At 70.0% G+C, this 23,397-nt stretch carries 25 protein-coding genes and 5 pseudogenes; 12 read left to right on the top strand and 18 right to left on the bottom strand.

The window, feature by feature from the left end:
- Positions 1–262: 262 nt before the first annotated feature.
- The 7 genes and pseudogenes from AB0C59_RS33935 to AB0C59_RS33905 form a co-directional block, all read right to left on the bottom strand.
- The gene (locus AB0C59_RS33935) at positions 263–601 is read right to left on the bottom strand and encodes an STAS domain-containing protein (protein WP_363011541.1); all 339 of its coding nucleotides are present in this window, start codon (positions 599–601) and stop codon (positions 263–265) included.
- On the bottom strand, positions 598–1,890 hold the full coding sequence (locus tag AB0C59_RS33930; RefSeq protein WP_363011545.1) for a SpoIIE family protein phosphatase: 1,293 nt from the start codon (positions 1,888–1,890) through the stop codon (positions 598–600). Before AB0C59_RS33930 ends, AB0C59_RS33935 begins: the two co-directional genes overlap by 4 nt.
- Before the next feature lie 2 nt (positions 1,891–1,892).
- Positions 1,893–2,693 (bottom strand): alpha/beta hydrolase, encoded by an 801-nt coding sequence (locus tag AB0C59_RS33925; RefSeq protein WP_363011539.1) that lies wholly within the window; start codon positions 2,691–2,693, stop codon positions 1,893–1,895.
- Between the two features lie 249 nt (positions 2,694–2,942).
- Positions 2,943–3,729, bottom strand: a pseudogene (locus tag AB0C59_RS33920) (SigB/SigF/SigG family RNA polymerase sigma factor); the annotation flags it as partial.
- 414 nt (positions 3,730–4,143) lie between these two features.
- Complete coding sequence (locus AB0C59_RS33915; RefSeq protein ID WP_363011537.1) at positions 4,144–4,521, bottom strand: toxin Doc; 378 nt, start codon at positions 4,519–4,521, stop codon at positions 4,144–4,146.
- Positions 4,521–4,760, bottom strand: coding sequence for a hypothetical protein (locus AB0C59_RS33910; protein WP_363011535.1), 240 nt, complete (start codon positions 4,758–4,760; stop codon positions 4,521–4,523). Before AB0C59_RS33910 ends, AB0C59_RS33915 begins: the two co-directional genes overlap by 1 nt.
- A gap of 358 nt (positions 4,761–5,118) precedes the next feature.
- A pseudogene (locus AB0C59_RS33905) lies at positions 5,119–5,472 on the bottom strand (transposase); the annotation flags it as partial.
- A gap of 70 nt (positions 5,473–5,542) precedes the next feature.
- Between AB0C59_RS33905 and AB0C59_RS33900 the strand changes: the two are divergent.
- Positions 5,543–6,025 (top strand): rhodanese-like domain-containing protein, encoded by a 483-nt coding sequence (locus tag AB0C59_RS33900; protein ID WP_363011533.1) that lies wholly within the window; start codon positions 5,543–5,545, stop codon positions 6,023–6,025.
- Here the strand turns inward: AB0C59_RS33900 and AB0C59_RS33895 are convergent.
- The gene (locus tag AB0C59_RS33895) at positions 5,947–6,519 is read right to left on the bottom strand and encodes a GNAT family N-acetyltransferase (protein ID WP_363011531.1); all 573 of its coding nucleotides are present in this window, start codon (positions 6,517–6,519) and stop codon (positions 5,947–5,949) included. The two genes, AB0C59_RS33900 and AB0C59_RS33895, sit on opposite strands and share 79 nt — an antisense overlap.
- Before the next feature lie 616 nt (positions 6,520–7,135).
- Between AB0C59_RS33895 and AB0C59_RS33890 the strand changes: the two genes are divergently transcribed.
- The 3 genes from AB0C59_RS33890 (at position 7,136) to AB0C59_RS33880 (ending at position 8,891) form a co-directional block, all read left to right on the top strand.
- Positions 7,136–7,354, top strand: a complete 219-nt coding sequence (locus AB0C59_RS33890) for a hypothetical protein (protein ID WP_363011529.1) — start codon at positions 7,136–7,138, stop codon at positions 7,352–7,354.
- A gap of 77 nt (positions 7,355–7,431) precedes the next feature.
- A complete protein-coding gene (locus AB0C59_RS33885; protein ID WP_363011527.1) occupies positions 7,432–7,830 on the top strand; it encodes a hypothetical protein in 399 nt (132 codons plus the stop codon).
- 71 nt (positions 7,831–7,901) lie between these two features.
- Positions 7,902–8,891, top strand: coding sequence for a winged helix-turn-helix domain-containing protein (locus AB0C59_RS33880; RefSeq protein ID WP_363011525.1), 990 nt, complete (start codon positions 7,902–7,904; stop codon positions 8,889–8,891).
- On the opposite strand, the gene AB0C59_RS33875 is transcribed toward AB0C59_RS33880, so the two are convergent.
- From AB0C59_RS33875 to AB0C59_RS33860, 4 genes and pseudogenes are all read right to left on the bottom strand, one after another.
- Positions 8,882–9,334, bottom strand: coding sequence for a hypothetical protein (locus AB0C59_RS33875; RefSeq protein WP_363011523.1), 453 nt, complete (start codon positions 9,332–9,334; stop codon positions 8,882–8,884). The two genes, AB0C59_RS33880 and AB0C59_RS33875, sit on opposite strands and share 10 nt — an antisense overlap.
- Positions 9,335–9,460: 126 nt before the next feature.
- On the bottom strand, positions 9,461–11,323 hold the full coding sequence (locus AB0C59_RS33870; protein WP_363011521.1) for a tetratricopeptide repeat protein: 1,863 nt from the start codon (positions 11,321–11,323) through the stop codon (positions 9,461–9,463).
- 175 nt (positions 11,324–11,498) lie between these two features.
- Positions 11,499–12,404: pseudogene (locus AB0C59_RS33865) on the bottom strand (BTAD domain-containing putative transcriptional regulator); the annotation flags it as partial.
- 811 nt (positions 12,405–13,215) lie between these two features.
- Positions 13,216–14,232: a LysR family transcriptional regulator gene (locus tag AB0C59_RS33860; protein WP_363011519.1), complete on the bottom strand. Its 1,017-nt coding sequence runs from the start codon at positions 14,230–14,232 to the stop codon at positions 13,216–13,218.
- A 119-nt stretch (positions 14,233–14,351) separates the two neighbouring features.
- On the opposite strand from AB0C59_RS33860, the gene AB0C59_RS33855 reads away from it, so the two are divergent.
- The 3 genes from AB0C59_RS33855 (at position 14,352) to AB0C59_RS33845 (ending at position 16,711) form a co-directional block, all read left to right on the top strand.
- On the top strand, positions 14,352–15,272 hold the full coding sequence (locus tag AB0C59_RS33855; RefSeq protein WP_363011517.1) for a zinc-binding dehydrogenase: 921 nt from the start codon (positions 14,352–14,354) through the stop codon (positions 15,270–15,272).
- 47 nt (positions 15,273–15,319) lie between these two features.
- Complete coding sequence (locus tag AB0C59_RS33850; protein WP_363011515.1) at positions 15,320–15,754, top strand: nuclear transport factor 2 family protein; 435 nt, start codon at positions 15,320–15,322, stop codon at positions 15,752–15,754.
- A gap of 552 nt (positions 15,755–16,306) precedes the next feature.
- Positions 16,307–16,711, top strand: coding sequence for an FKBP-type peptidyl-prolyl cis-trans isomerase (locus tag AB0C59_RS33845; protein WP_363011513.1), 405 nt, complete (start codon positions 16,307–16,309; stop codon positions 16,709–16,711).
- On the opposite strand, the pseudogene AB0C59_RS33840 reads toward AB0C59_RS33845, so the two are convergent.
- Positions 16,695–16,802 (bottom strand): annotated as a pseudogene (locus tag AB0C59_RS33840) (IS5/IS1182 family transposase); the annotation flags it as partial. The gene AB0C59_RS33845 and the pseudogene AB0C59_RS33840 sit on opposite strands and share 17 nt — an antisense overlap.
- 343 nt (positions 16,803–17,145) lie before the next feature.
- Here AB0C59_RS33840 and AB0C59_RS33835 point away from each other — a divergent pair.
- A complete protein-coding gene (locus AB0C59_RS33835) occupies positions 17,146–18,516 on the top strand; it encodes an MFS transporter (RefSeq protein ID WP_363011511.1) in 1,371 nt (456 codons plus the stop codon).
- Here the strand turns inward: AB0C59_RS33835 and AB0C59_RS33830 are convergent.
- On the bottom strand, positions 18,401–19,042 hold the full coding sequence (locus AB0C59_RS33830) for a hypothetical protein (protein ID WP_363011543.1): 642 nt from the start codon (positions 19,040–19,042) through the stop codon (positions 18,401–18,403). The two genes, AB0C59_RS33835 and AB0C59_RS33830, sit on opposite strands and share 116 nt — an antisense overlap.
- 75 nt (positions 19,043–19,117) lie before the next feature.
- Complete coding sequence (locus AB0C59_RS33825; RefSeq protein WP_363011509.1) at positions 19,118–19,792, bottom strand: FAD-dependent monooxygenase; 675 nt, start codon at positions 19,790–19,792, stop codon at positions 19,118–19,120.
- A 14-nt stretch (positions 19,793–19,806) separates the two neighbouring features.
- Between AB0C59_RS33825 and AB0C59_RS33820 the strand changes: the two genes are divergently transcribed.
- Positions 19,807–19,989 carry a CGNR zinc finger domain-containing protein gene (locus tag AB0C59_RS33820; protein ID WP_363011507.1) on the top strand — a complete coding sequence of 61 codons (183 nt, stop codon included), beginning with the start codon at positions 19,807–19,809 and terminating at the stop codon, positions 19,987–19,989.
- Here AB0C59_RS33820 and AB0C59_RS33815 read toward each other — a convergent pair.
- On the bottom strand, positions 19,926–20,228 hold the full coding sequence (locus tag AB0C59_RS33815; RefSeq protein ID WP_363011547.1) for a hypothetical protein: 303 nt from the start codon (positions 20,226–20,228) through the stop codon (positions 19,926–19,928). The two genes, AB0C59_RS33820 and AB0C59_RS33815, sit on opposite strands and share 64 nt — an antisense overlap.
- Positions 20,229–20,300: 72 nt before the next feature.
- Entirely contained in the window at positions 20,301–20,567 is a 267-nt protein-coding gene (locus tag AB0C59_RS33810; protein WP_363011505.1) for a GlsB/YeaQ/YmgE family stress response membrane protein, read from the bottom strand.
- 292 nt (positions 20,568–20,859) lie between these two features.
- Here AB0C59_RS33810 and AB0C59_RS33805 point away from each other — a divergent pair.
- Positions 20,860–21,060 (top strand): annotated as a pseudogene (locus AB0C59_RS33805) (IS256 family transposase); the annotation flags it as partial.
- Positions 21,061–21,083: 23 nt separating this feature from the next.
- Here AB0C59_RS33805 and AB0C59_RS33800 read toward each other — a convergent pair.
- A complete protein-coding gene (locus tag AB0C59_RS33800) occupies positions 21,084–21,959 on the bottom strand; it encodes a LysR family transcriptional regulator (protein WP_363011503.1) in 876 nt (291 codons plus the stop codon).
- Positions 21,960–22,052: 93 nt separating this feature from the next.
- On the opposite strand from AB0C59_RS33800, the gene AB0C59_RS33795 reads away from it, so the two are divergent.
- Together AB0C59_RS33795 and AB0C59_RS33790 are read left to right on the top strand one after the other, a co-directional pair.
- Entirely contained in the window at positions 22,053–22,790 is a 738-nt protein-coding gene (locus AB0C59_RS33795; RefSeq protein ID WP_363011501.1) for an SDR family oxidoreductase, read from the top strand.
- Positions 22,791–23,123: 333 nt separating this feature from the next.
- Positions 23,124–23,397: hemerythrin domain-containing protein (locus tag AB0C59_RS33790; RefSeq protein WP_363011499.1), on the top strand; the 274-nt coding region annotated here is incomplete at its 3' end.

Below are 23,397 nucleotides of genomic sequence, written 5' to 3'. Positions count from 1 at the left end.
ACGCCCTCGCTTCGTCATTTGCTCCCGCGCCATTCGGGGGGGCGCCGGGCCGTCGCGACGGCCGGGCCCCCCACAAAAGCGGTGCGTGCTGTCAGGTCACCATCGCGCTGACGCTCCTTCTCGGCGAGGGCTTTCCCGGAGTTGTTCCGGGGAGGCCCCCGTCTTGTGTGTTCCGTCGGCCGCCTCCACGAGACGGCGCTGCCCGATGCCTCATGCTTCATGCTTCATACGAGTCCGCCTCAAGGGCGGAGAGCCACGGGAATCAGGACTGGGTGGCCGTGTGGCTGTCGGGGTGGATCGGGAAGACCTGGTCGAGGCCGACGATGCGCAGGACGCGCAGGGTGTGGGGCGGGACGGCCGCGAGGGCGATGTCCGCCTGGGCGGCGAGGGCGTGATTGCGGGCGGCGATCAGGGCGGTGATGCCGCTGGAGTCGCAGAACGTCATGCCTGCCAGGTCCAGGACGAGGCGCTGGCCCGGCCGGAGGGTGATCGCGGTGCACGCCTCGCGCAGCTCGGGGGCGGTGGTGTGGTCGAGTTCGCCGCTGATCTCCAGGACGGGACCGGTTGCGGCGTCTCGGGTGGTGATCGTCAGCGGGCTCATGCGGGGGTGCTGTTCCTGGGTCCGGGGGCGGGCACGCCGAGGGCGAGGAGGGCGGTGTCGTCATCGAGTCCGTCGCCGAAGCTGTGGAGCAGGCCGGACAGGGCGTCGATCACAGCGTGCGGGGATCGGCCAGCATGGTGAGCGGCGAAGGCGAGCAGTGCCTCGTCCCCGAAGAGGGTGGTGAGGTCCTCGCCGGTGCGGGCCTCGGTGATGCCGTCGGTGTAGAGCAGCAAGGTGTCGCCGGGGGCGAGGGTGGTGGCGGCGGTGGAGAAGGGCGCTGTGGGCAGGATGCCGACGAGGAGTCCGCCGGGGGTGGGCAGGAAGCCGGCTGTGCCGTCCGCCCGCACGACGAGGGCCGGGGGGTGGCCGCCCGAAGCGAGGTGGACGGCGACGTTCCCCGTGGTGGGGTCCGGTTCGAGGGTGCCGAGGACGGTGGTGCAGTAGCGGGGGTCGCCGCCGCTGGCGTAGCGCTCGTGGAGCACTGTGTTGAGGGTGGAGAGGGCCGCGACGGGGTCGGAGTTGTGCATGGCGGCGGCGCGCAGGGTGTGGCGGGTCAGTGAGGTGACCGCGGCGGCCTGGGGGCCTTTGCCGCACACGTCGCCGAGGAAGAAGGCGAAGCGTCTGGCGTCGATGGGGAAGACGTCGTAGAAGTCGCCGCCGAGTTGGTCGGGGGATGCGGTGTGGTAGTGGGCGGCCGTCTCCATTCCGGGGATCGGCGGCAGGGCGGCGGGCAGCAGGGATTGCTGGAGCACGGCGAGGGCGTCCTGCAGCCGCGCACGGTCCGCCTCGGCTTGCCTGCGTGCCTCCTCGGCGGCCTTCCGGCCGCGCAGGAGCTCTTCCTCGTAGGCGCGGCGGTCCCGTGCGTCGAAGACCGTGGTGCGGATCAGCAGCGGCTCGCCGGTGCTGCCGTGCTTGACCACGGAGGACACCAGAACCGGCATGCGTTCGCCGTCGGTCTTCCTGATCTCAAGGGCTATGCCGCTGATCTCGCCCCGCATCCGCAGCAGCGGCGCGAAGTGCGTCTCGTGGTAGAGCTTACCGCCCACGGTGAGCAGGTCGGTGAACCGTATCCGGCCCACCGCCGCCTCCCGCTCGAGACCGAGCCAGTCCAGCAGAGTGGTGTTGATCTTCGCGATGGTGCCGTCCATCAGGGTGGAGAGGTAGCCGCACGGGGCGTTCTCGTACAGTTCCTCGGCGCTGTCCTCCAGCAGCGCCGCGAACGCCCCCGCCTCCGCGGTTCGGCCGTCGTCGGCGTCCTGCGGGTCGGACTGCTGCCCGGGGCGGCACATCATCACAGGCTCGTCAGGAAGCCGTGGATCGCTTCGTTGGTGACCTCGGGCGCGGACAGGTGCGGGCAGTGCCCGGTCGCGTCCAGAGTGACCAGCACCGCGCCGGGGATCGCCTGGTGGACGAAGGCTCCGACCTCCCGCGGGGCGATGACGTCCTGTGTGCATTCCAGCACCAGCGTCGGCACCCGCACGGTCTTCAGGGTGTCCCGGGAGTCCGAGAGGAACGTGGTGCGGGCGAAGACGCGCGCCATGTCCGGGTCGGTGGCGCAGAAGCTGTTCGTCAGCTCCTCACCGAGCTCGGGCCGCTCCGGATTGCCCATGATGACGGGTGCCATCACCGAGGACCAGCCCAGGTAGTTCGACTCCAGGGACGCCAGCAGCTCGTCGATGTCCTCGGCGCTGAACCCGCCCCGGTAGCCGTCGTCGTCGACGTACCGGGGAGAGGGGGCGACCATCACGAGAGCCCCGATGCGCTCCGGGGTCATCCCGGCGGCCAGCACCCCGATCATCGCGCTGACGGAATGACCCACGAACACCGCGTCGTGCAGGTCGAACGCCTCGAGTACCTCCGCCACGTCCCGGGCGTAGCCCTCCAGCGAGGCGTAGCGGTCCTCCGAGAACGCGGAAGGGTCCGCGCGGCCCGATCCCACGTAGTCGAACAGCACCACCCGGTACTCCTCGACCAGGGCCGGCACCGTCAGCCGCCACATGTTCTGATCACAGCCGAACCCGTGAGCCAGCACCACCGTCCGCCCCCGCGGGTTACCGATGACGCGGACGTTGTTCCTGCGGCCGATATCCATGCAGGCAGTCTCGCAGCTCCCGCCCACCATTCCGCCCCGGCCGCGAAGCCATCCCTGTCCCACACGACACCCACACAGAGGCACGAGGCCAACTCGGCTCAGCTTGAACAGACATGGACAGCCCCCAAGCGGGATCCGTGTTGCGGATCACAGAGGTCTGGTCACCGGAACAGCGCCACTGCCATCAGCCCAGGGGCAGGCCGAAGGAGCCCGTCGCGCCCAGGGCGCTCTCTCAGCGGTTGGTGAGCAGCCTTCCCGCAGGCGGGCCAGGCAGCGGGAGAGCAGCCGGGAGACATGCATCTGCGAGACGCTCAGGCGCTCCTGCGATCTGTGCCTGGGTGAACTCCTCCACAAACCGCATGTGGATGATCTGCCGGTCCCGCTCGTCGAGCCCGGCGAGCAGCGGCGCCAGAGCGTGCAAGTTCTCCACCAGATCCAGCGCCTCGTCCTCGGCACCGATGAAGTCCTGCAGGGCGCTCTCACCGTCGTCACCGCCGCCGAGTACGGCGTCGAGGGAGGCGGAGCTGTAGCCGTTCGAGGCGAGACGAGCCTCGCGCACCTCGTCCTCGGACAGGCTCATCAACTCCGACAGCTCCTTCACCGTCGGGGTGCGGCCCAGGCGCCTGTGGAGCTCGTCCGTGGCGCGGGCGAGTTGGACGCGGGCTTCCTGGAGCCGGCGCGGGACGTGGACCGCCCAGGTGGTGTCGCGGAAGAACCGCTTGATCTCGCCGACGATGTAAGGGATGGCGAAGGAGGTGAACTCGACCTCACGGGACAGGTGGAACCGGTCGATCGCCTTGATCAGACCGTTCATGCCGACCTGGACGATGTCCTCCATCTCCTCCGCCCCGCGGCTGCGGTACCGGCCGGCCGCATAGCGGACGAGTTCATCTCGATCAGCGTGTTCCGCGCGTAGCTGTACGAAGAACAACCGCGACAGCTCACGGGCATCCTTCGGCGCCACCCGGGAGGGATCAGCGACCTCCGGCAGCTCAGCCGTCCGCGTGCTTGTCGCCGTCACGCTCAGAAGCGCCATACTGATCCCCTCCCACAACTCGATTCCCCCGCTGCCACCTGCCGGGAACGGCCGACGGCATGCGGTCTGCCCCGTCATTCCGCACTGATACCTGCCTACTGCTCGCACCGGTCCATCCCACAGCTGGGCCGCTGCTCCGTGCACGCCCCGGCCGACCGCGTAGCCGGCTTCGACGAGCTCGGTCCAGCCAACGGTCGGCGCATATCCCTGCAGTACGCGGACATGGTCGTCGTCCGCGGCCCTGACCGGTTCCAGGCTTCGTTCCTGGACGGCGGTGAGAGGTCCCTCCCCGCCGATGACCAGGACCCGGGAGCCCGGTCCTCCCCGCGACTGATCCTGGGCGCTGGGCAAGCGCCCAGGGGGTGGTCCCACGATGAGCAGACCGCCGATGGCGCCAGCGGTCTGCTCCCCGCACTACAGCTTCCAGTTCCGCAGTTGGTCCGCGACGTCCTGCACGCTGATGCGGGTGTCGCGGACCTTGCGGACGAGGTCGGAGAGGGCGCCGTAAGGCGGATCCATGCCTTCGCCGGATTGATCCATGTACTGAGCTGCGATGAACGCCGCGTACAGGCTGTTGCGGTGCGGAAGCGGTTCCAAGCGCACGATGGTGTGCATCAGGGCCGCTGCGCGCCAGGCCGTGTCAGGGTCGGCGGCGGCGAGGGTGGGGAGCCGGGTCTTGTGGCGGGCGACCGCGGCGACCAGGGCGGAGTAGTCCGAGACGCTGAGATCGTCATGACCGAGCGCGGTCTCCTGGACGTCGAGGAGCCAGGAGACATCGATGTTGAGGTGCATCAGGCTGCAGCGGCTCCGTTACCCCGCTGAGCAGGGGGCACCTCGTCGGGGAAGGCCTCGTCGAACTCGTCGCGCAGCCTGTCGGCCCATCGCGCGGCGCCGGCGATGAACTGCTTGCGCTGCATTTCACGGACGCCTAGGTCATGCAGGTACTGCTTCAGGCTCTTACCCTCCGCGGCGGCCGCAGCCCGCACGCCCTCAAGCTCTTCGTCGGTGAAGGACACATTCAGTGACGGCATACAGTCGATGGTACCTAGTAGGTACCGTTCGCGTCGCCGATTTTACCCCCTGTCCAGCAGACCTGGCGCTGCGCGCAAGTCGTCCCGGCGCCTCCGGGGGTAGCTCGCCGGCGTTCGCGGCCGTAGGCATCGCCTGGACCAGGGAGTGCAGGTAGGAGTCCTCCTCGCGCCTGCGGGGGTAGCTCCCCCGCGCACAAGGAGTCGAGACCCGATGGACGGTCGTCCCCGCGTCCGCGGGGTAGCTCGATGGCGGGGTGGATCGGGTCCGGCTCCACCGAGTCGTCCCCGCGCCCGGGGGGGGGTGTCTCTATGTCGTTCGTCAAGGACGTGGTGCCTGGTATGCGGGTGTTTGCGAAAGTCACGCGGCGAGGGTGACTGTGGGGGTTCTGGACTCGTAGAAGCTGCCGTCTCGGAGCATGGCGAACAGGACGCTGATGCGCTGGCGGGCAAGCCGCAGGAGCGCCTGAGTGTGGGTTTTGCCGCGGGCTCTTTGCCGGTCGTAGTAGGTGCGGGAGGCGGGGTCGGCGTTCATGCAGGCGAAGGCAGAGAGGAACATCGCGCGTTTGAGCTGCCGGTTTCCGCCTCGTGGTGCGTGTTCGCCGTGGATCGAGGTCCCCGATGACTTGGTTGTGGGGGCGAGGCCGGCGTAGGAGGCGAGGTGGGCGGCGGTGGGGAATCCGGTGCCGTCGCCGACGGTGGCCAGGAGGACGGCGATTCGTGGTCGTAGACAGGAACCGGGCGGAGTCGCCCGGTGTCAGGAATCCAGGAAAGGCCCGCGTTCCATGACCACCACGACCACGACTGTCGCGAACCCCGTCCTGCGCGTCGCCCCGGCGGCCCCCGCCGAGGCCGCCGCCCACTGCCGCGCCTCGCTCCGCTTCCACGCCGATGTGTCCGACGTCGCCGCCGCGCTCGCGGCCGGCGGCGCCCCCGGGTTCGTGGTACTCGACTCCCGTTCCACCGAGTCCTGGGACCAGGGGCGCGTCCCGGGCGCGGTCCATCTGCCCACCGCGCTCATCGCGGCACAGGCCGGGGACCTGCTCGATAAGTCCGTGCCCGTCGTCACCTACTGCTGGGGACCAGCCTGCAACGGCGCCGCGCGAGCCGCCCTCGCCCTCGCCGAACTCGGCTACCAGGTCAAGGAGATGCTCGGCGGATTCGAGTACTGGGTACGCGAGGGCTTCACCTACGAGTCCTGGCAGGGCCCGGCGCGCCACGACCCCGACCCCCTGGCCGCCCCCGTCGCGGGCGACTGCGGCTGCTGAGCCCCGGGGGGCCCGAGCGCGAGCGAGAAGCGCACCTTGGCGGCCCCCCGGGCACCCGCCCGGCGATAGAAGCCGATGGCGTCGGCGTTCCATTCCGGCGTCTGCCACTGCACCTCCCGAACGCCATGGCCCTGCGCGTCCCGCCGTACGGCATCGAGCAGTGCCCGTCCCCAGCCCTCCCCGCGGTAGGACTCGGCCACGAACAGGCAGTCCATGTGGGCGTACACACCTGCTCGCCAGGTGGAGAACTCCAGCGACCAGGTCGCGTAGCCGATCACTTCGCCGCCGCGGTCGGCGACCAGGCACCAGGCGCCGGGTTCCTCCGCGAACAGCACGGGTGCCAGACGGGTCGCGAGGTCGGCGGGTACGGGAGCGGACCGCTCGAAGGCGGCGTGGTCCGTGCACAGTGCGGCCACCGCGGGCAGGTCGTGCGGCTCGGCGGGGCGGACCGTCCCGGTCCCGCGGGGACCGGCGAAGGAAGCGCTGTTGTCCATGTGCAGGACGCTACGGTCCCGCACCCGACCGCTGAACCACCGATCACGGCCGTCACGGGCCGTGGACCGGGGAAACCACGGCGGTGCGGGCCTACGGCCGTTGTTTCGCCGAAGGGCCTGCCCCGGGTCGTCGCCCGCCAGGCCCCGCGAAACCTCAGATGTGCCTCTGAGGCGGGTCCGGCAGGGTTCACGGCCGCAGGCCCGGACCCATACCCCCGTCACGGGGGGGGCAGGGGAATGGGGGACAGCGTCACTGCCTTTGCCATCGTCCCGCGATGCAGCCAACCCGGCCGCACCGGAGCGCGTCGTGGCCGTGGTGTCCGAGGGCGGAGCCACCCGCAGCACGGCCACGGTCAGCTCCTCTCCGAGAGACGGGCGGAGATGTCGACGGTGCCGCCTGCGGGAGCGGGAACGGGAATGCCGAGGTTCTGCGTGATGGCCTTCGCGCGCGTGCTGGTGGCTCCGAAGCCGCCGATGAGCGTGCCCGGCGGGTGAGGAATTGCGGCGGCGTTGCCACGGTCTGCTCGGGCAGGACGCGGAGGACGGCTTCTGCGGTCGGCAATCCGGTTGCTCCATCCCGCCCTTCGTCGCCCCGGCCGCTTCTACCCTCCGGCGCATGGTGGACCCCGAAGTGCTGGAGCGGATCGCCGCGCGACGTGCCGAGTTGGACAGACTCGAGGAACAGCTACAGCCGGCCGAGCAACTGTTCGAGGTGGGGGCCGAGCGAGACGAACTCCCCCGTGGCCGAGCAGGTCGTCCGGAAGAGGAGAATCCTTGGGGTGACGGGGCCTTCTTGTCCTCGATCCCGCGGCACCAGCGGCAGTTCTGCCGCTGAGGTCACGAATAGCGCCTGTTCACCGGGCGGAACTTCGGCAGGTTTTCGGCAAACCAACCTAGGTAGCGTTGTTCGGCATGAAGAACAAAGCGAGCCTTGTTGCGGTTGTTTCGCTGTCTCTGATGGCGATGTCCGGAGGGGTGGCCCAGGCCGCCGGGTCCGGTTCGGTAGGTGTAGCGGCAAACCCGGCATGCACGGCTCTGAGGAACGGGCAACTGTGCATCAGCATCACGCCGGTGAACCAGCAGGGGAGCATCCGGGTCTCCTACCAGAAGAAGGCGGGCACGCCGGTCTACGGGCATCTCGAGTGGGTGAACCCTGCCAACCAGACGTTTACGTCGCCTGACATCTGGATGTACGCAGGAAACACCTATTACCAGACGTGGCCGACATGGGTGGGCCCTGGCTGTAATCGTGGAGTCATCTACAACGCGACCGACAGGGAATCGAGCTTCACGCCGCCCGACTGCGTCTGATCGCAGTCCAAAGCCGGCTCCGGTGACGTCCGGGCCGCCGTCGATGACGACATGGGGGACTCGAAGCGATCATGTTGCGCATCCGCTTCACCGCGCTCGATTTGGGCCGGGTTCGATTGGCCGCGGGCCCGGCGCTGATGTGGGAGACGGTACTCAGTCTGCATTGGCTTCAGCGTGGTGCCGCCGGTTCCGCCGGCGCGTGGTGGCGCCACGCCATCGCGCGCAAGCTGACGCCTGACCTGGGTCTGCTGCGTGCACTCGTTCCGCCGCATGGGTACATTCCGGACTTCCTGACGCCGTACGGATGCTCGACCGATCCTGTGGAGGCGGTGGCTCCGGTGTTGGACACGTCAGTGTCACGGCTCCGCCGCGATGTCGGCTTGCTGGCGGTCGGTCATGGTGTCACTGCCTCGTTGCGGCCGTTGGCCGAGGGCAGGTCAGGCGCGGTTCGACATCTCGGTGAGGCACTGGTGGGCTATCACAGGGTGGCCGTCGGGCCGTTCTGGCGGACCGTGCGGGACGAGGTCGCCGCTGAACGTGCCCGTGCGGCCTCGTTGCTCGCTGACGGTGGTGCGGAGGGGATGCTCGGCCGTCTCTCACCGCGGATGCGATGGTCCGGCTCGACGTTGACATTGGCCGTCGACTACCCGGTGGAGCGGGAGCTCAGCCTGGAAGGCCGGGGATTGCTGCTGGTTCCGTCGTACTTCTGTGACGGAACACCAATTACGTTGGTGCGTCAGGAAGATACGCCGGTGCTGGTGCTCCCGATCACACGTACTCTCGGCTTCGCACGGGATGAGGCGCTGCCCGGTCTGCTGGGGCGCAGCAGGACTGCGGTGCTGGAAGCAGCCGCGGACGGCGGCAGTACGAGTGAACTCGCCCGCCGTGCGGGGATTCTGGCCTCTTCGGCCAGCCAGCACCTCACTGTGCTGAGGCGTGCGGGGTTGGTGGTGAGCAGGCGCGAGGCCAACGTCGTGTTCCATGCGGTCACGTCGCTGGGGACGGACCTGCTGCGGGGACGGCAGCCGTCCCCGCAGCAGGTGTGCCCCGATCAGCAATAGCCGATCTTCCTGTAACCGATCCAGAACTCGCCCTTGTTGTTCACGTTCGCGTTCGTGCCCACCGCGGGGAGGCGGTTGGCCCCCCAGATCCGGCCGCGGAAACCCTGGGAGACGCTGTCGATGTCGACATAGGGTTGGACATCCCAGCCGCCGTGGAAGGTGGCCGTGGCGTCGCCGGGGGCCCGCGTACCGCTGGCGTAACAGGCACTTCCGTTCGAGCGGCGGAGCACGAGATCACCGTTGTCCTGCATGACCAGGGAGTACCCACTGTTGCAGATGGCCTGGTTCGTGGACAGCTTGACGGAGAACGACGTGCCGATGCAGGTCACCGCTGCACTGGAGGCCTGCCCGGTGGATGGCTGGGCCGCGGCTCCACCGGACGCGCTCACCACTGCGGCGCCGGTCGCAACGACCGCCGTCACTACTCGTTTCACCATGGACATTGCGAATTTCCCCCTTGTTGATTTTCTTGCTGCACAACGAGTCTGCCAACGAATGCCGGTCGCTATCACGTGTTTCATTTCTGCGTGAAACTCACCTGTCCCACGGCGATGAGTTCGGCGACGGACTCAGGAGAGGGACGCCAGCCGGCTGAGCACTCTGGTCGCCGGCGCCTCTCGGTGTTGTGCCCGGTACAGTCCCAGCGCCCGCTCCCACGAGCTGCGGGCGAGGTCGTCGCGCCCGAGCGCGTGCGCTGCTTCGCCAAGACGGGCCAGCACGCCCGCCTGCGCAAAGCTGTGCTGCAGCAGTGCGAACAGGTCGCTCGCGATCTGCAGGCGGCGTACCGCCTCCTGGTACCTCCCGGTTTCCAGCTCGAGTTCGCCGAGGCTGCGCAACGTGTGCGCGGCGCCATCGCGGTGCCCGTGTTCCTCACACAGGGCCAGGGCCATGTCGCACCAGGCGCGGCCCTCCTCTCGGCGGCCCAGCCTGATCAGACACCAGCCGACGCAGTTGAGCATGTCGGCTTCCAGGTGAGGTTTGCCCAACGCCTGGTACCCGGTGAATGCCGCACGGGCGTGATCGAGAGCCTTGCGGTGATTCCGCCTGCCTTCCCACGCCCACGCCAGCGCGTTGTGCGCGTCCGCCTCCGCCGCGAGGTCGCCGAGTTGGGCCGCCAGCGCCACGGCACGTTCGAGGTGGGGCAGCGCGGTCGGGAAGTCGCCGAGCGTCGCGTGGCTGTCGCCCAAGCTGGTGTCGGCTTGGACGAGCGCCGGCACGTCGCCGATGCGTTCGGCCACCTCGCGAGCGGTGGTCCACATGGCCATGTGGTCACGCAGCCGTCCGTACCGCCAGTGGTAGACAGCGAGCGCTTTGGGCAGTTGCCAGCTCACGCCAGGCAGCTGAAGATCGACGACGGCTGTCAGCGCCGCGTGTTCCGCCTCGGTCCAGGCCAGCGCCGCAGTCATGTCGCCCGGTCGGTACGGGTTGCTCCCCGGCGCGGGCAGCCGGTCGACAGAGGGCAGGCGGTGATGGCCCATCACCTCGGCGCAGGCGAGGGCACTGTGCAGGTAGTGCTCGACTGTCTGGCTGAGGGCGCTGTCGCGTTCGGCCTCCCCGCACTTCTCCGCCGCATGGAGCCGCACCAGGTCGTGCATGCGATAGCGATCGGGCACGTGTTCGTCGACGAGGTGGGCATTGGCCAGCTCACGCAGCAGAACCGGCGCGCCGGGGCCTGCGACGGCGATGGCGGCCCGTGTCCCGATGTCCGGACCCGGCGTGATCGCCAGCTGGCGGAACAACCGCGCCGCAGCGGAGGACAGCGCCGCGTGGGAGGTGTCGAGAACAACGCGCAGATTCGCCGGAGGAGCGCCCGCGTCGAGTGCGCTCAGCCTGGTGTGCGCACTGCTCAGTTCGACTGCGAGCCCGGTCAGCGATGCCTTGGTGGCGCGGGCGATCACGATGCCGAGCGCCAACGGCAGTCCAGAACACCAGTGCAGAACGGCCGCGACAGCGTCCGGCTCCGCCGCGAGCCTGGGCACGCCGAGGCGGTAGGCGAGCAGGTCGCGTGCTTCGAAGCCGGTCAGTGGGTCAAGCGTGATCGGCCAGGCGCCGCGGGTGGCGACGAGCTCCGGCAGTCCGCTGCGGCTGGTGACCAAGACCGCGCTCCCCGTGCCACTGGGCAGCAACGGGGTCACGTGGCCGGCATCGCGAGCGTTGTCCAGCAGCACCAGCACCTTCCGCTCGGCGAGCAGGCTGCGGTAGAGCGCGGCCATGCCGTCGATGTCCGGCGGCACCGCGGTGGGGTCCACGCCGAGTGCCCGCAGGAAGCCGTGCAGTGCCGTCTCGACCGTCAACGGCGGCGATGCCGGGTCGTAGCCGCGCAGGTTGACGTATAACTGGCCGTCGGGGAATCGCGCGGAGTTGTGGTGAGCCCAAGTCAGCGCGAGCCACGTCTTGCCCGTGCCGCCCGCACCGCCGATCGCGGCGATCATGGTGCCGGCGTCGCGGGCGTGGTCCAGTGCCGCGAGCTGGGAGGCGCGCCCGGTGAACCCCGTGCGGCGGAGCCGGCAGCTGCCGTAGTGCCCCGGCGGCGGGTACCTCCTGCCGCAGCACCCGCAGATGTGCTTGGCGCAGGCCGGCTCCTGGTGAGACGCCGAGCTCGGTTGAGAGCCTGTTCCTCAGCGACTCGTACAGCTCCAGTGCGACACCCTGCTGCCCGCAACCTGCGAGCGCCACCATCAGCCGTGCAGACAACTCCTCGTGCAACGGCTCATCGGCCACCAGCGCGCGCAGCACCGGCACCGCGCCGCCGTGGGCGCCGGCGGCGATCAACGCATCCGCGTGGGCGATCCCTGTGGCAAGCCTCTGTTCGGTCAACGCGAGGGCGCGAGGAAGCTTTCGCACCGGATCGGGCAGGTCGGCGAGCACGGCGCCACGCCAGGATCTGAGTGCGGCTTCCCGGTCACCCGCGGCGACCAGATCGTCGAACCTCAGGACGTCGAGCTCATGAATGTCCGCGACGAGCCGGTAACCGGAGCCCGACCGCGCCTCGATACGTTCGCCGCCGAGCGCTCTCCGCAGCCGCGAGACGTAGCCGTAGAGCAACTCGCGGCACGTAGCCGGAGGACTGTCCCCCCACAGCACGTCGATGATCTCCGCCTGGGACACGATGTCGTTGCACCGCAGCGCGAGCACAGCGAGCAGACTGCGCTGCTTCATCCCACCCGCCTGCACGACCTGACCGTCGCGCCGCACCACGAGCGGTCCGAGCACCTCGACCTGGCATGCCGCCCTGGCAGGCTCGCCGGGTCCCTCCAGGCCGAGCACCAAGCCGAGCATCCGCAACGACGAGGTGTGAGGGCGGCGGACCTGACCGCACTCGATCGCACGGACCGTACGGACGCTGACCCCCGCTTGGTCGGCGAGCTGCTTTTGAGTGAGCCCGGCTCGCTTGCGATGGGCGCCTAACTCCGCGCTGAACGAGGCGAGTTCGTGATCCACCCTCACTTCCCCCACATGCTCGGCCGCAGCTGGCAGTTCCGCCTCGTACTGGCCCCGTAGCCCACAGTACATGCCGAACACACAGTATCCGTGCGCCTCCTTGCGCATGCCCTGCAAGCCGCATCGGATGAGCGAGCAGCTCGCCGACGAGCGGGCGGAGGCCGAGGCCGCCGGCCCGGTCGCCACCCGGCAGATCGGTGAGGTGCACGGCCTGGCACCGGGATGCGGGGCAAATCGGGGAAGCTGACGAAGCCAGCGGGTGTCTGCACGAACGGCCAGACGGGAAGTCGAAGTCGCGTGCGACGTCAGCTGCTCCTGTGCGCCACCTCTTCCGGTTCCGGGTCGAGTCCCTCGAACACGGTCCGTTCGACGCACCTCCTCCCTTCAGCTCTGCGGGGCAGGGCTACGCCGATCCTGACACCGGCCCGACTGCGGGCCATCGCAACCGGCTCGCGGTGGCAGTAACGCCCGCAGCGGCCGTGCGGCGGGCAGATCACCTCGGCGTTCGGCGGCTGACGGCCGCGCCCGCGCCGCAATACCGATCTGCCTGTCAGGCGCCGAACGGCATGGGGCGGACGGCGCGAAGACGGCACGGCGTACGTTTCCCTCGCCAGGCGTCCCTCGAAACGAGCTGCACCCATCGCAGCTCGTGCCGGACACGTGCCAGACAGGGCGGAGAACGACGGGGAACAGCGGGGAACCAACCCCGCTGCCGTCGATCGTCGATGCCACTCGACCGCAGCTCGGCAGGGTTCCCGCCCCGACACAGCCTTGGCTTCCCAAGCTGAGAGCGCGAGTTCGGTTCCCCTCACCCCCTCGTCTCGGCGAGAGGTCAGGAGTTCCGAGCAGACGCCGACGTCCGTCACCGTGGCGGCGCCACTCGTCATGGGCTTGTCCGCGGTGGCGGACGTCGGACCGGCATCGGCACGCCCGTGCCGGCGACCGGTGGCTCGTGAACCGTGAGTTTGGGGTGGTCGATGTCGGGGAGCCAGTCACGCTGCGGTGTGTAGTCCAGCCAGCGCCGGGTGCGGCCGGCTTCGGTGAAGCCTCGTAGCACGGTGTCGAGTCCGGGGTGGCGGGAGGACTCGCGCCAGGCCAGCGACCACGCGTACAGCGGTGTCGGGGCGACGAGAGGGATGCAGCGCAGGCCCGCGTGGTCCGGCAGCGGCGCGTCGGCGGGGAAGAGGGTGAAGGCGTCGGGCTCGGTACGGATGTGCCGCACAAGATGGTCCAGGCCCAGGTTGGGGCCGTCGTGCCGGCGCGGTATCCGGAATTCGTCGGCGAAGTGGCGCAGGAAGTCGAGGCGGGTCAGTTCCGCCGGACACCACAGCACGCTGTCGCGCAGGTCCGCAGGGCGCAGTACGTCGGCGGCACCCAGTGGGTGGGACGGGCCGACGACCGCGTCGACGGGCTCCAGCCGTACCAGCCGCTGGGTGAGGTCCGTGTCCCGGTCGTCGGGGAGCGGGTGCACCCGGCCGAATCCCAGATCGGTGTCGCCGCGCAGCAACGCCTCCGCCACCGACGGCCAGTCCCGTCCCGGACTCGGCTCCCACCGCACCGGGCCGAGTGCCTGTACCGCGTCGGCGACCGTGCGCATCGGCGCGTACAGATGCCCCCAGGCGTCGATCCGTACCACCGGTCCGACGCCCGTCACCGCCGCGATCGCGCGATCGCCCGCGGCGAGCGCCTCGCGCGCGGCCGGCAGGAACCGCTCCCCCGCCTCGCTCAGCCGGACCCCGCCCTGGCGCCCGAACAGCTGCACGGACAGCAGCTTCTCCAGCCGCACTATGCGCTTGGACAGCGCCTGCTGGCTGGTGCCCAGCTCTTCGGCGGCCCTCCCGAAGTGCAGGGTCCGGGCTGTCGCGACAAAGGCGCGGACCAGCGCGAGATCGAGGTCCATGCCGTTGACCTTATGCGACAACCGGGAGTTGTCGGCCAGTTGGATTCGTTGTTGGCCGAGCCCCCGCTCCGCCCGATCGGATGGTCTCCGAAGACACCGCCACCCAGGGGATGATCACGATGAAGGCTTTCATACCGACCGGAGACCCCTCCGAGCCAGTCGCGCTCGCCGATGTCGCGGAGCCGACGCCTCTCCCCGACGAAGTGCTGGTGAAGGTCGAAGCCTTCTCCGTCAACCGGGGCGAGACGTTCAAGCCGGAGAAGCCCGCTTCCGGCGACCGGCCGGGCAAGGACATCGCGGGGCTGGTGGTGCAGCCGGCCGCCGACGGCAGCGGGCCATCCGGGGCCACCCGGGTCGTCGGCCACCCCATGGCAGGCGGCTGGGCGGAGCACGTGGCCGTGCCGACCGACGCGCTCGCCGAACTGCCGGACGGCGTCTGCGCGGTCCAGGGCGCGGCGCTGCCGCTTGCGGGGCTCACCGCGCTGCGGCTGCTGCGCGCCGCCGGACCTGTGCGAGGACGACGGATCCTGCTGACGGGCGCTTCCGGGGGCGTCGGCCACTTCGTCACCGAGCTCGCGACCGCCGCCGGGGCCCAGGTCACCGCCGTGACCAGGAACGTCGAGCGCGGCGCACGGCTCGCGGAACTCGGCGCCACCGATGTCGTCCACCACGTCACCGACGCTCAGGGCCCCTACGACATCGTGCTGGAGTCGACCGGCGGACCGGCACTCTCCCTCGCGCTCGCGCGGCTCGCCAGGCGCGGCACGGTGATCTGGTTCGGACAGGCCAGCCGCACGGCGGCGACGCTCGACTTCTTCGACTTCTTCACCGGACCCGAATCGGCCACCATCCGTCATTTCCACTACCTCGACGCGGACAGCCGCCTCGACGACGATCTGGCGGTGCTCGTCCGGCTGACCGCCGAAGGCCGACTGCACCCCGAGCTCGGCCGTGTCACCGACTGGGCCGACACCGCGACCGTCCTCGCCGATCTGCGCGACCGCCACATCCGCGGCAAAGCCGTCCTCACCCTGTCCTGAACCTCACCGAAACGACCGGCGGCAGGACCGCCCGAAGGAGCAGAATCATGACCACCAGCGACCCCAGGGCCGTCGTCATCCGCTATGTCGAGGCCGTCCGCGACGGCGACGGCGAGGTCATCCACGACAGCTTCCACGCGGACGCGACCTGGCACTACCCGGGCGACCTGCCCATCTCCAAGGTGTGGCACGGACGCGACGCGATCATCAACGATTTCCTCGGCGGCATGGGACCCGCCTTCGTCCCCGGCACCCTGGACATCGAACTGGTCGGCACCATCGCCGAGGGCGACCGCGTGGTGGCCGAATGGACCGCCAGGGCCACGACCGCGCGGGGCGACGCATACGACAACCGCTGCCTCGGCATCTACACGGTCCGCGACGGCAGGATCGCCTCCGTCATCGAATACGCCGACACCCGGCACGTGGCCGCAGCCCTCTTCCCGGACAAGGACGCTCACCGTCCCGCCCGCACCGAGTGACCCTTCCCTGAGGGCGCGGGCCTCGTCGGTCATTGCGCTCCGGCAGGTCCCTGCACGGCCTGCCGGTACGGAACTGTGCTCCTGCGACGGCGGCCCTTCGGGCCCGCACCCGCCTCCAAGGCTCGACGCCCCTTGACCCGCGGCGAGGGGCTTCCCGCGATTCCGGGTCACCGGCGTGCCCCTGGCGTGCCCTCAGGAGCGGTCAACCACGGTCAACAGCAGCGCGATCCTGCACCGTCGGCCGCCGCACCAGAGATATATGCCCAGGTCAGAGGCTACCTGGCTCCCCAAGCGCCGTCGCTTCCCAAGCTGATGGCCCCGGGCCAGGGCACTCGCTGCCCAGCCGCAAGGGCGGGCTGCCCTACCCTGCTGCCCCGTCTTCGGGTGTCCAAGCGGACTCCACGCTGTGCCAGGCTGACGGTCCGGGCCGCCGGATCCAACGTGCTCCGGGGACGGGCCTTCTCGGTAGCGTGACCTTCTGCTGCACGGAGTGTCCGTGTGGCCGACCGGTCGTCCGTGCGACAGTTTCCGGCTGATAGTGATGAGGCTGCCATGAGCGAACTGATCAAGCCCGAGGTCGAAGTTCCGGAGGGTGACGCTCCTACCGAGCTGACCATCCGGGACCTGGTCGTCGGGGACGGAGCCGAGGTGAAGCCGGGCATGGTGGTCAGGGTCCACTACGTCGGGGTGACCTTCGAGTCCGGGAAGGAGTTCGATGCCTCCTGGGACCGCGGTCAGCCGTTCAAGTTCGCTCTGGGCAGCGGCAAGGTCATCAAGGGCTGGGACCGGGGGGTGAGGGGGATGAAGGTCGGCGGTCGGCGCGAGATCATCGTTCCCCCGCGTCTCGGTTACGGCGATCAGTCGCCTTCGCCGTTGATCCCGGCGGGTTCGACCCTGGTCTTCGTGGTGGACCTGCTGGACTCGTATTCCAGCACAACCGGGTGGAGCAACGCCTAAGCCGCCAGGGCTTGAGGGTGGCCATGTCCTGCTCGACGGAGGCGCGGATCCTGACGTGGGACTGGTTGGCCGCCTGCTGACCGGCGGAAAGGGCCACTGGGAGTGCCGTCCTGCAGGCCCCCGCGGAGCGCGAGGTACAGCCAGGTGGAAGCGCGCGGCCCGCACCGCACCGTCGTCGGCGAGATGGCTGGGCCCTGGAAGGGATGGCCGCCGCCCGCCGGTGGCCACGGCCCCCAGGTTGGCGTCCAGAGCGCTCCACACCGGTTCAGCGGATGGCTGCGGCCTGGGGCTTATGTCCTACTTTCCCCGTACTGTGCTTTTTGCTGCAGGCGCAGGTGAACGGGGACGGAGTTGAGGACATGGCGTTCGCGGAGCCGGCCGGCGGAGCATCCGCCTCCTCTGGTCGACCAAGCAGGCGGAACGGGGCGCGGTCCTTGGTTCCGCTGCTTGCCGTATGCGCCGGGTACTTCATGGTGATCCTGGACGTGACGGTCATCAGCGTCGCGGTGCCGGTGATCGGCCGGGAGATGTCGGCTTCCGTCACGGGCATCCAGTGGATCGCCGACGGATACACCCTGGTCTTCGCCGGTTTCCTGCTGCTGGGCGGCGCCCTGGGTGACCAGTGGGGCAATCGCCGGGTCTTCTGCGCGGGCGTGGTCGTGTTCACGGCATCCTCCGCCGCCTGCGCTCTCGCGCCGAACGCTCCTTTCCTGACCGCGGCCCGCCTGGTGGAAGGACTGGGGGCGGCGTTGATCGTGCCCGGTTCGCTGGCCCTGCTCGAGCAGGCGTATCCGGTGCCGGCTGCTCGTTCGCGGGCGTTCGGCCTGTGGGGGTCCGTGGCCGGCGTCGCGGCCTCCGCCGGGCCGCTGCTGGGCGGGCTGCTGGTCTCCACCGCGGGCTGGCGGTGGGTGTTCCTGATCAACCTGCCCGTCGGCATCGCGTGCCTCGTACTGACGCTGCGTCATGTGGAGTCTTCCCCCCGGCTGGCCTCCCGTGCCGTCGACCGGCCCGCGCAGTGCGCGGTCGTGACGGCGGTGGCCTTGCTGACGGCCGCACTCAACGAGGCCGGACGACGCGGGTGGACCGCTCCGGCGGTCCTCACCGGGGTGAGCCTGTCCGTGCTGGCAACCGTCGCGTTCGTGGTCCGAGAACGGCTGGTCGGCTCTCCCGCCGTGCCGCCGAGCCTGCTGCGCTCACGTGCTCTGGTCGGCGGCGCCGTCATCGGCCTGCTGTTCAACTTCGGCTTCTACGCCATGGTCTTCACCGCCAGCCTGTACTTCGAGCACCAGCGCGGCTTCAGCGCACTCGACACCGGGGCGGCACTGCTCCCTGCCGTGACGATGACGATGTTCGCCTCCGTCCTGTCCGGACGGCTGGCCCGCCGTACCGGAGACCGGCCCCTGGTGATCACCGGCATGCTCCTGGCCGCCACGGGCCTGGCCGGCTGGACCGCAGCCGGAGCCCACCCTGCCTACGCGCTGCTCATCGCCCCCATGATGGCAGCAGGATTCGGCACCTCCTTCGCCCTCACCGGCACAACCTCCACGGTGATGGGTGCCGCACCTCCCGCGTATTCGGGAACCGCTTCCGCCCTCTTCAACACCACCCGCCAGATCGGCAGCGCCACCGGCGTGGCACTCGGCGGCACCCTGCTCGCCACCGCCACCACCTACGGTCAGGGACTCCGCGTCAGCATGGCCATCGGCGCACTCGCCTACCTGACCGCCGCAGGTCTCGCATGGTGGTGCGTACCCCGCACATCCGACAACAACGCTCCTGGCGGGGAGACGGGCACGACCTCCTGACCGCGCCGGCCTCCGTGGCGAACAGCCCAAGGAGCCAAGGCGCGGGCTTCGGCATGCCGGGCGTCCAGTGCCAGACCGTCAGCACGCTGCGGCGCCTCGGTGGCGGCCCCTCGAGGGTGACCGGCGGCTCCGGCGCGGGAGCCTCCGCCTCGATGGCGGTGTGGTCGGGCCGGAGGTCGGCGACGGCGGTGCGGATCGCGCCGCGGCTGACGCCGTGGTCGCGGGCGCGAGCGGCGATGGAGCGTCCTTCCAGGTACGCGGTGCGCACGTCATCGGCCGCCACGGCGGGGCGGCGGCCGCCCTTTGCCTCGGCGGGGCGGCGGCCGCCCTTTGCCTCGGCGGGGCGGCGGCCGCCCTTTGCCTCGGCGGCGCGCAGGGCGAGACGGTCGCGGTGCAGGACGTCGAGCACGTCGAGGATGTGCTGGTTGCCGCGTACGAGGCGGAACATCTCGGAGATGTGCACGGTGTCGCCCGGCCGTGCGTAGGTGAGCGGTTCGCCGAACTCTGGGCGCTGACGAGGGTGCAGGCGGCTGGAGGTGCCCGGGTCATCCTCGAAGGCGACCGGGTCCTCGATCCCGGCCTTGTCCAGGACGAGGTCCTGTCAGGCGGTGGGCTGCGATCCGATGGGATTCGGGCCGTCGTGAACACCCGGACTGCGCGGGTTGACTGGACGCGCCGTTCCGGCGGGAGTCACCGGTCCGCGAGTACGCGCCGTACGAGGGCCGGAAGGGTCGTCGGGTCTGCGGACGGTGCTCGCGGCGCCGTCGCAGCCGACGAGCCAGTCCGCCCTCAGGTGGTCCAGACGGCCCGTGGCCCGGTCCTCGACGACAGCTCGTACGCCGAGGCCGTCGTCCTCGAAGGAGACCAGACGGGCGGCGAACCGGATACGGGAGCCGGCCCGTTCTGCGGCGCGGCGCAGCAGCAGCGGCTCCAGGGCGTCCTGGGGGCAGATGAGGCCGGGCGACGGCTCGGGGCCCTCGCCGGGCTCCTGGGCGAGACCGTTGCGGACGTAGTCGGGGTCCACGAGGTCACGGCCCCGGTAGAAACGGACCTGCTCGGCCGGCAGCCCCGCCGCGCGGACCTCCTTCTCCAGCCCGAGCCGCCGGAAGATCTCCATGGACCGGGCCGAGACGCCCCGGGCCTTGGGGTGGCGGGAGGTGCCGGGGTGGGACTCGATCAGCATGTGGTTCACGCCCTGATCCGAGAGCAAGCAGGACAGGGCCAGCCCGACGGGTCCGCCCCCGACGACCAGTACGGGCGTGTGCGATTCGGCCATCGAGGCTCCTTCGAGTGGGCAAGGCCACCACCTCGGTCTGGCTCAGCGAACGCGGCTACTGCGCATGGGGCCGCTGCGCCGCCCCTGGATGCGGCCGCGACTTCATCGACACGGGCCGCCGCACCCCGCAGCGCTACTGCTCGACCCGTTGCGGAACCCGCGTCCGCGTCGCCGCCCACCGCGACCGGGGCCGATGATCCGCATCGACACATCTGGCAGCCGTCCAGACGGTCGCGGTCACCTGGACCTGAGCCTGCACGACACCCCGGTCCGCGCGACCGCCCCGGCCGCCGCCGGTCGCTGAAGCGAAGGCCGGCGGACCGCCGCGCCAGCCCCGCACGCCGAGCTGGTCGTCCATGTCGTCGCGGTACGCCTGGTGGATGGTGAGCTGCCGGTTCATCTGCCTGCGGTAGGCGCCGTCCACCGGGTCGAGCACGCGCAGCAGGTGCTCGGTCTTGGCGATCCGCCCGTTCGAACACGAAGGCCCGGCGGAGGTCGCCGGTCGCGGTCAGCGTGAACGCTGACCGGTGAAGAGGCGGTACAGCAGGAGCACGATCACCGATCCGACGATCGCGGCGACCCACGTCGAGAGGTGGAAGAAGCCGTTGATGGAGTGCACGCCGAAGATCACCTTGCCGAGCCAGCCGCCGAGCAGACCGCCGACGATGCCGATGAGCATCGTGACGAGGCAGCCGCCCGGGTCCTTGCCGGGGGTGAGTGCCTTGGCGATGGCACCCGCGATGAGGCCGATGAGAATCCAGGCGATGATGCCCACGATGTGCGTCCTTTGCTGTGGATGATGCTGTGGAGGGCCGGACGGGGGTTCCGCCAGGGCTGCCCGCCGGTCGCTCTCTGCGGGCGACCGGCGGCATATGGATATCCGTTCGGAAGCACTCCACACGGGGCCAAGGGCCCATTCCCTCCGACTGCCCCACCCGGAACCCGACCTGTCGGCCGATCCAGCCGGCGGCGGATTCGGTGACCGGTCCACCTTCGATGGCCATCGGTCCAGGTTCGCTGTCACGGGTCAGTCGCGCAGAGCCCGGGAGAAGATGGCAAACGAGGTCGTCACCCGCGGCGCTGGGTCCCGCCCGGCCGCCCTGGCCATGGCGTTCAAGCTCATCGAGTCCACCCGGGACCGCCGGCGCGCCGTCAACGCACCCCACCCGGTCGCCCTCGTTCGGGCCGGGGCTCGCTTCGACACAGGCGTGCTCGTCGAAACGCGAGGAGACCAGTGCGGCCTGACCAGGCTTCGCGCCAGGTGGTAGGAACCGTCCGCTCCCACCGACGGCTATCGGGAGGACGCGAGCTGCACGGCGGTCCTGACCAGGCCGGCCAGGGCTGGTGAGCGGCTGTGCGCGGGCCAGGCGATGTGGGTGACGACAGGGGGCGCGTCGGTCAGGGGGACGGCGGCGTGCTCGGACCACAGCCAGGCGCGCGCGGAATCCGGCACGACGGCGACGGTGCGTCCCAGGGCGACCAGTTGCGCCAACTGCGTCTGATCGCGGATCTCGGGACCGGGGCCGGGCGCGTAGACGCCGTGACGGGGCCAACGCGCCGGTGGAAGGTCTGGGACGTTGCCGATGTCGGCCAGAGACAAGGTCTTGCGCGCGGCCAGGGGGTGGCCGGCGGGCAGAACGGCGAACTGGTTCTCGGTCATGAGCTCCTCGCTGTCGAACCCTGCGAGGGAGTTGAACGGCACGTGCATGAGCGCGACGTCGGCGCTGCCGTCGCGCAGCCGTGCCTCCTGGTCGCACATGCCGCACTGCAGGACCTCGACCTCGGCGGCGTCGGGCTCGGCCGCGTAGGCGTCGAGGAGCCTTTGCAGGAGTTCGTGAGCCGCGGCGGTCTTCACCGCCAGCACCAGACGCGTACGCTCACCGCTCAGGTTGTCCGTTCCTCCTGCGCGGCGGGTGCGGCGTGCGGCGGCGGTGGCCGCGTCGAGCGTCGCGCGGCCCTCGTGCAGCAGCACCTCTCCGGAATCGGTCAGCGCGACTCCGCGGCGGTTGCGTTCCAGGAGGCGGACGCCGAGACGCCGTTCGAGCTGCTGGATCGCCCGCGACAGCGGTGGCTGGGCCATGCCCAGGCGTTCGGCGGCCCGGCCGAAGTGCAGCTCCTCGGCGACGGCCACGAAGTACTTCAGCTCGCGAGTCTCCAGGATGTCCACCGTGACAGCGTACCCCTGTGATACCTACTAGGTATCACAGGGAACCCGATCGGTGTTGGCCGATGCGTTCACCTGGGAGCGAGCATGGACGGCATGAGCGAAACGAAGATCGCGCTGGTCACCGGTGCGAACAAGGGAATCGGCTACGCGATCGCCTCCGGGCTCGGAGCCCTCGGCTACCGCGTGGCCGTTGGAGCGCGCGACGCGGCCCGGCTCGAGAGCGCCGTCGAGAAGCTGCGCGCCGCCGGGGCCGAGGCGTTCGGCGTGCCGCTGGAGGTGACCGGCGACCAGAGCGTCGCCGACGCCGCGGAGCTGATCGAACGTGAGGCCGGACGGCTGGACGTGCTGGTCAACAACGCGGGCGTCTCCGGAGAGATGGGTCCGGGCTGGGTGCAGGATCCGACGACCCTCGACCTCGACCTGGTCCGCACGGTCCTGGAGACCAACGTCATCGGCGTCATCCGGGTGACGAACGCAATGCTCCCGCTGCTGCGCCGCTCGTCCTCGCCGCGCATCGTCAACATCTCCAGCAGCCTCGGCTCCATCACCCGGCAGGCCGACCCGGATATCGAGCTCGGAGCGATCATGGCGGCCTACGCGCCGTCGAAGGCGTTCCTGAACGCCGTGACCGTGCAGTACGCCCGGCAGTTCGCCGGCACGGGCATCCTGATCAACGCCGCCTGCCCCGGCCTGTGCGCGACCGACTTCACCGGATTCTTCGGGAACCGCACCCCGGAGCAGGGCGCGGCCACGGCGATCCGGCTCGCCACGCTGCCGGACGACGGCCCGTCCGGCGCGTTCTTCAACGACGAGGGCGTCGTCCCCTGGTAGGCGACGAGTCGTCCTGGATGCGCGATCGAATCAGAGGTGCGAGCGCGATGGACTCGGCGACCCCGCCGAACTCACCTGTCCTCTCAGCGCCACCCGGCTGCGTCTCACCACTACCCACCCCGACGATGCGGCCCGGCTCGACGACCTACCGAACTCCGCCCCCACCTCAGACACCTCGCCTTCGCCCTCCTCCTCCGCGTGAGGCAGGAGGAGGATCCCGACCGGATGGGGCACCGAAGTGGTGTCCTGGCCACGTAAACGGGGAGTCATCAACGCGGCTGGGAGGGTAAGGGGTAATGCCCCCGACCCTTCACATGAAAGTGGTGACCAGCCATGGCCGAGAACAAGGACGTCGTCGAACTCATCCTCCAGGACCACCGGCGTATGGAGGACCTGTTCCACCTGATGCGCAGTGTCGAAGCCGACCGCGCCGCCGCGCTCCGAGAGTTCGCGGATCTGCTGATCGCGCACGCGCTGGCCGAGGAGGCCAAGGTCTACCCCGCGCTGAAGACGTACAAGGACATCGACGACGAAGAGGTCGAGCACGGCGAGCACGAACACGACGAAGGCAACAAGGCCCTCCTGGACCTCCTCGAAGTGGAGGAGG

It is taken from the genome of Streptomyces sp. NPDC048664, assembly GCF_040650555.1.
Lineage (GTDB): Bacteria > Actinomycetota > Actinomycetes > Streptomycetales > Streptomycetaceae > Streptomyces.
Note: the sequence above shows the minus strand (reverse complement) of the source record. Positions and strands in the feature narration are given on the sequence as shown.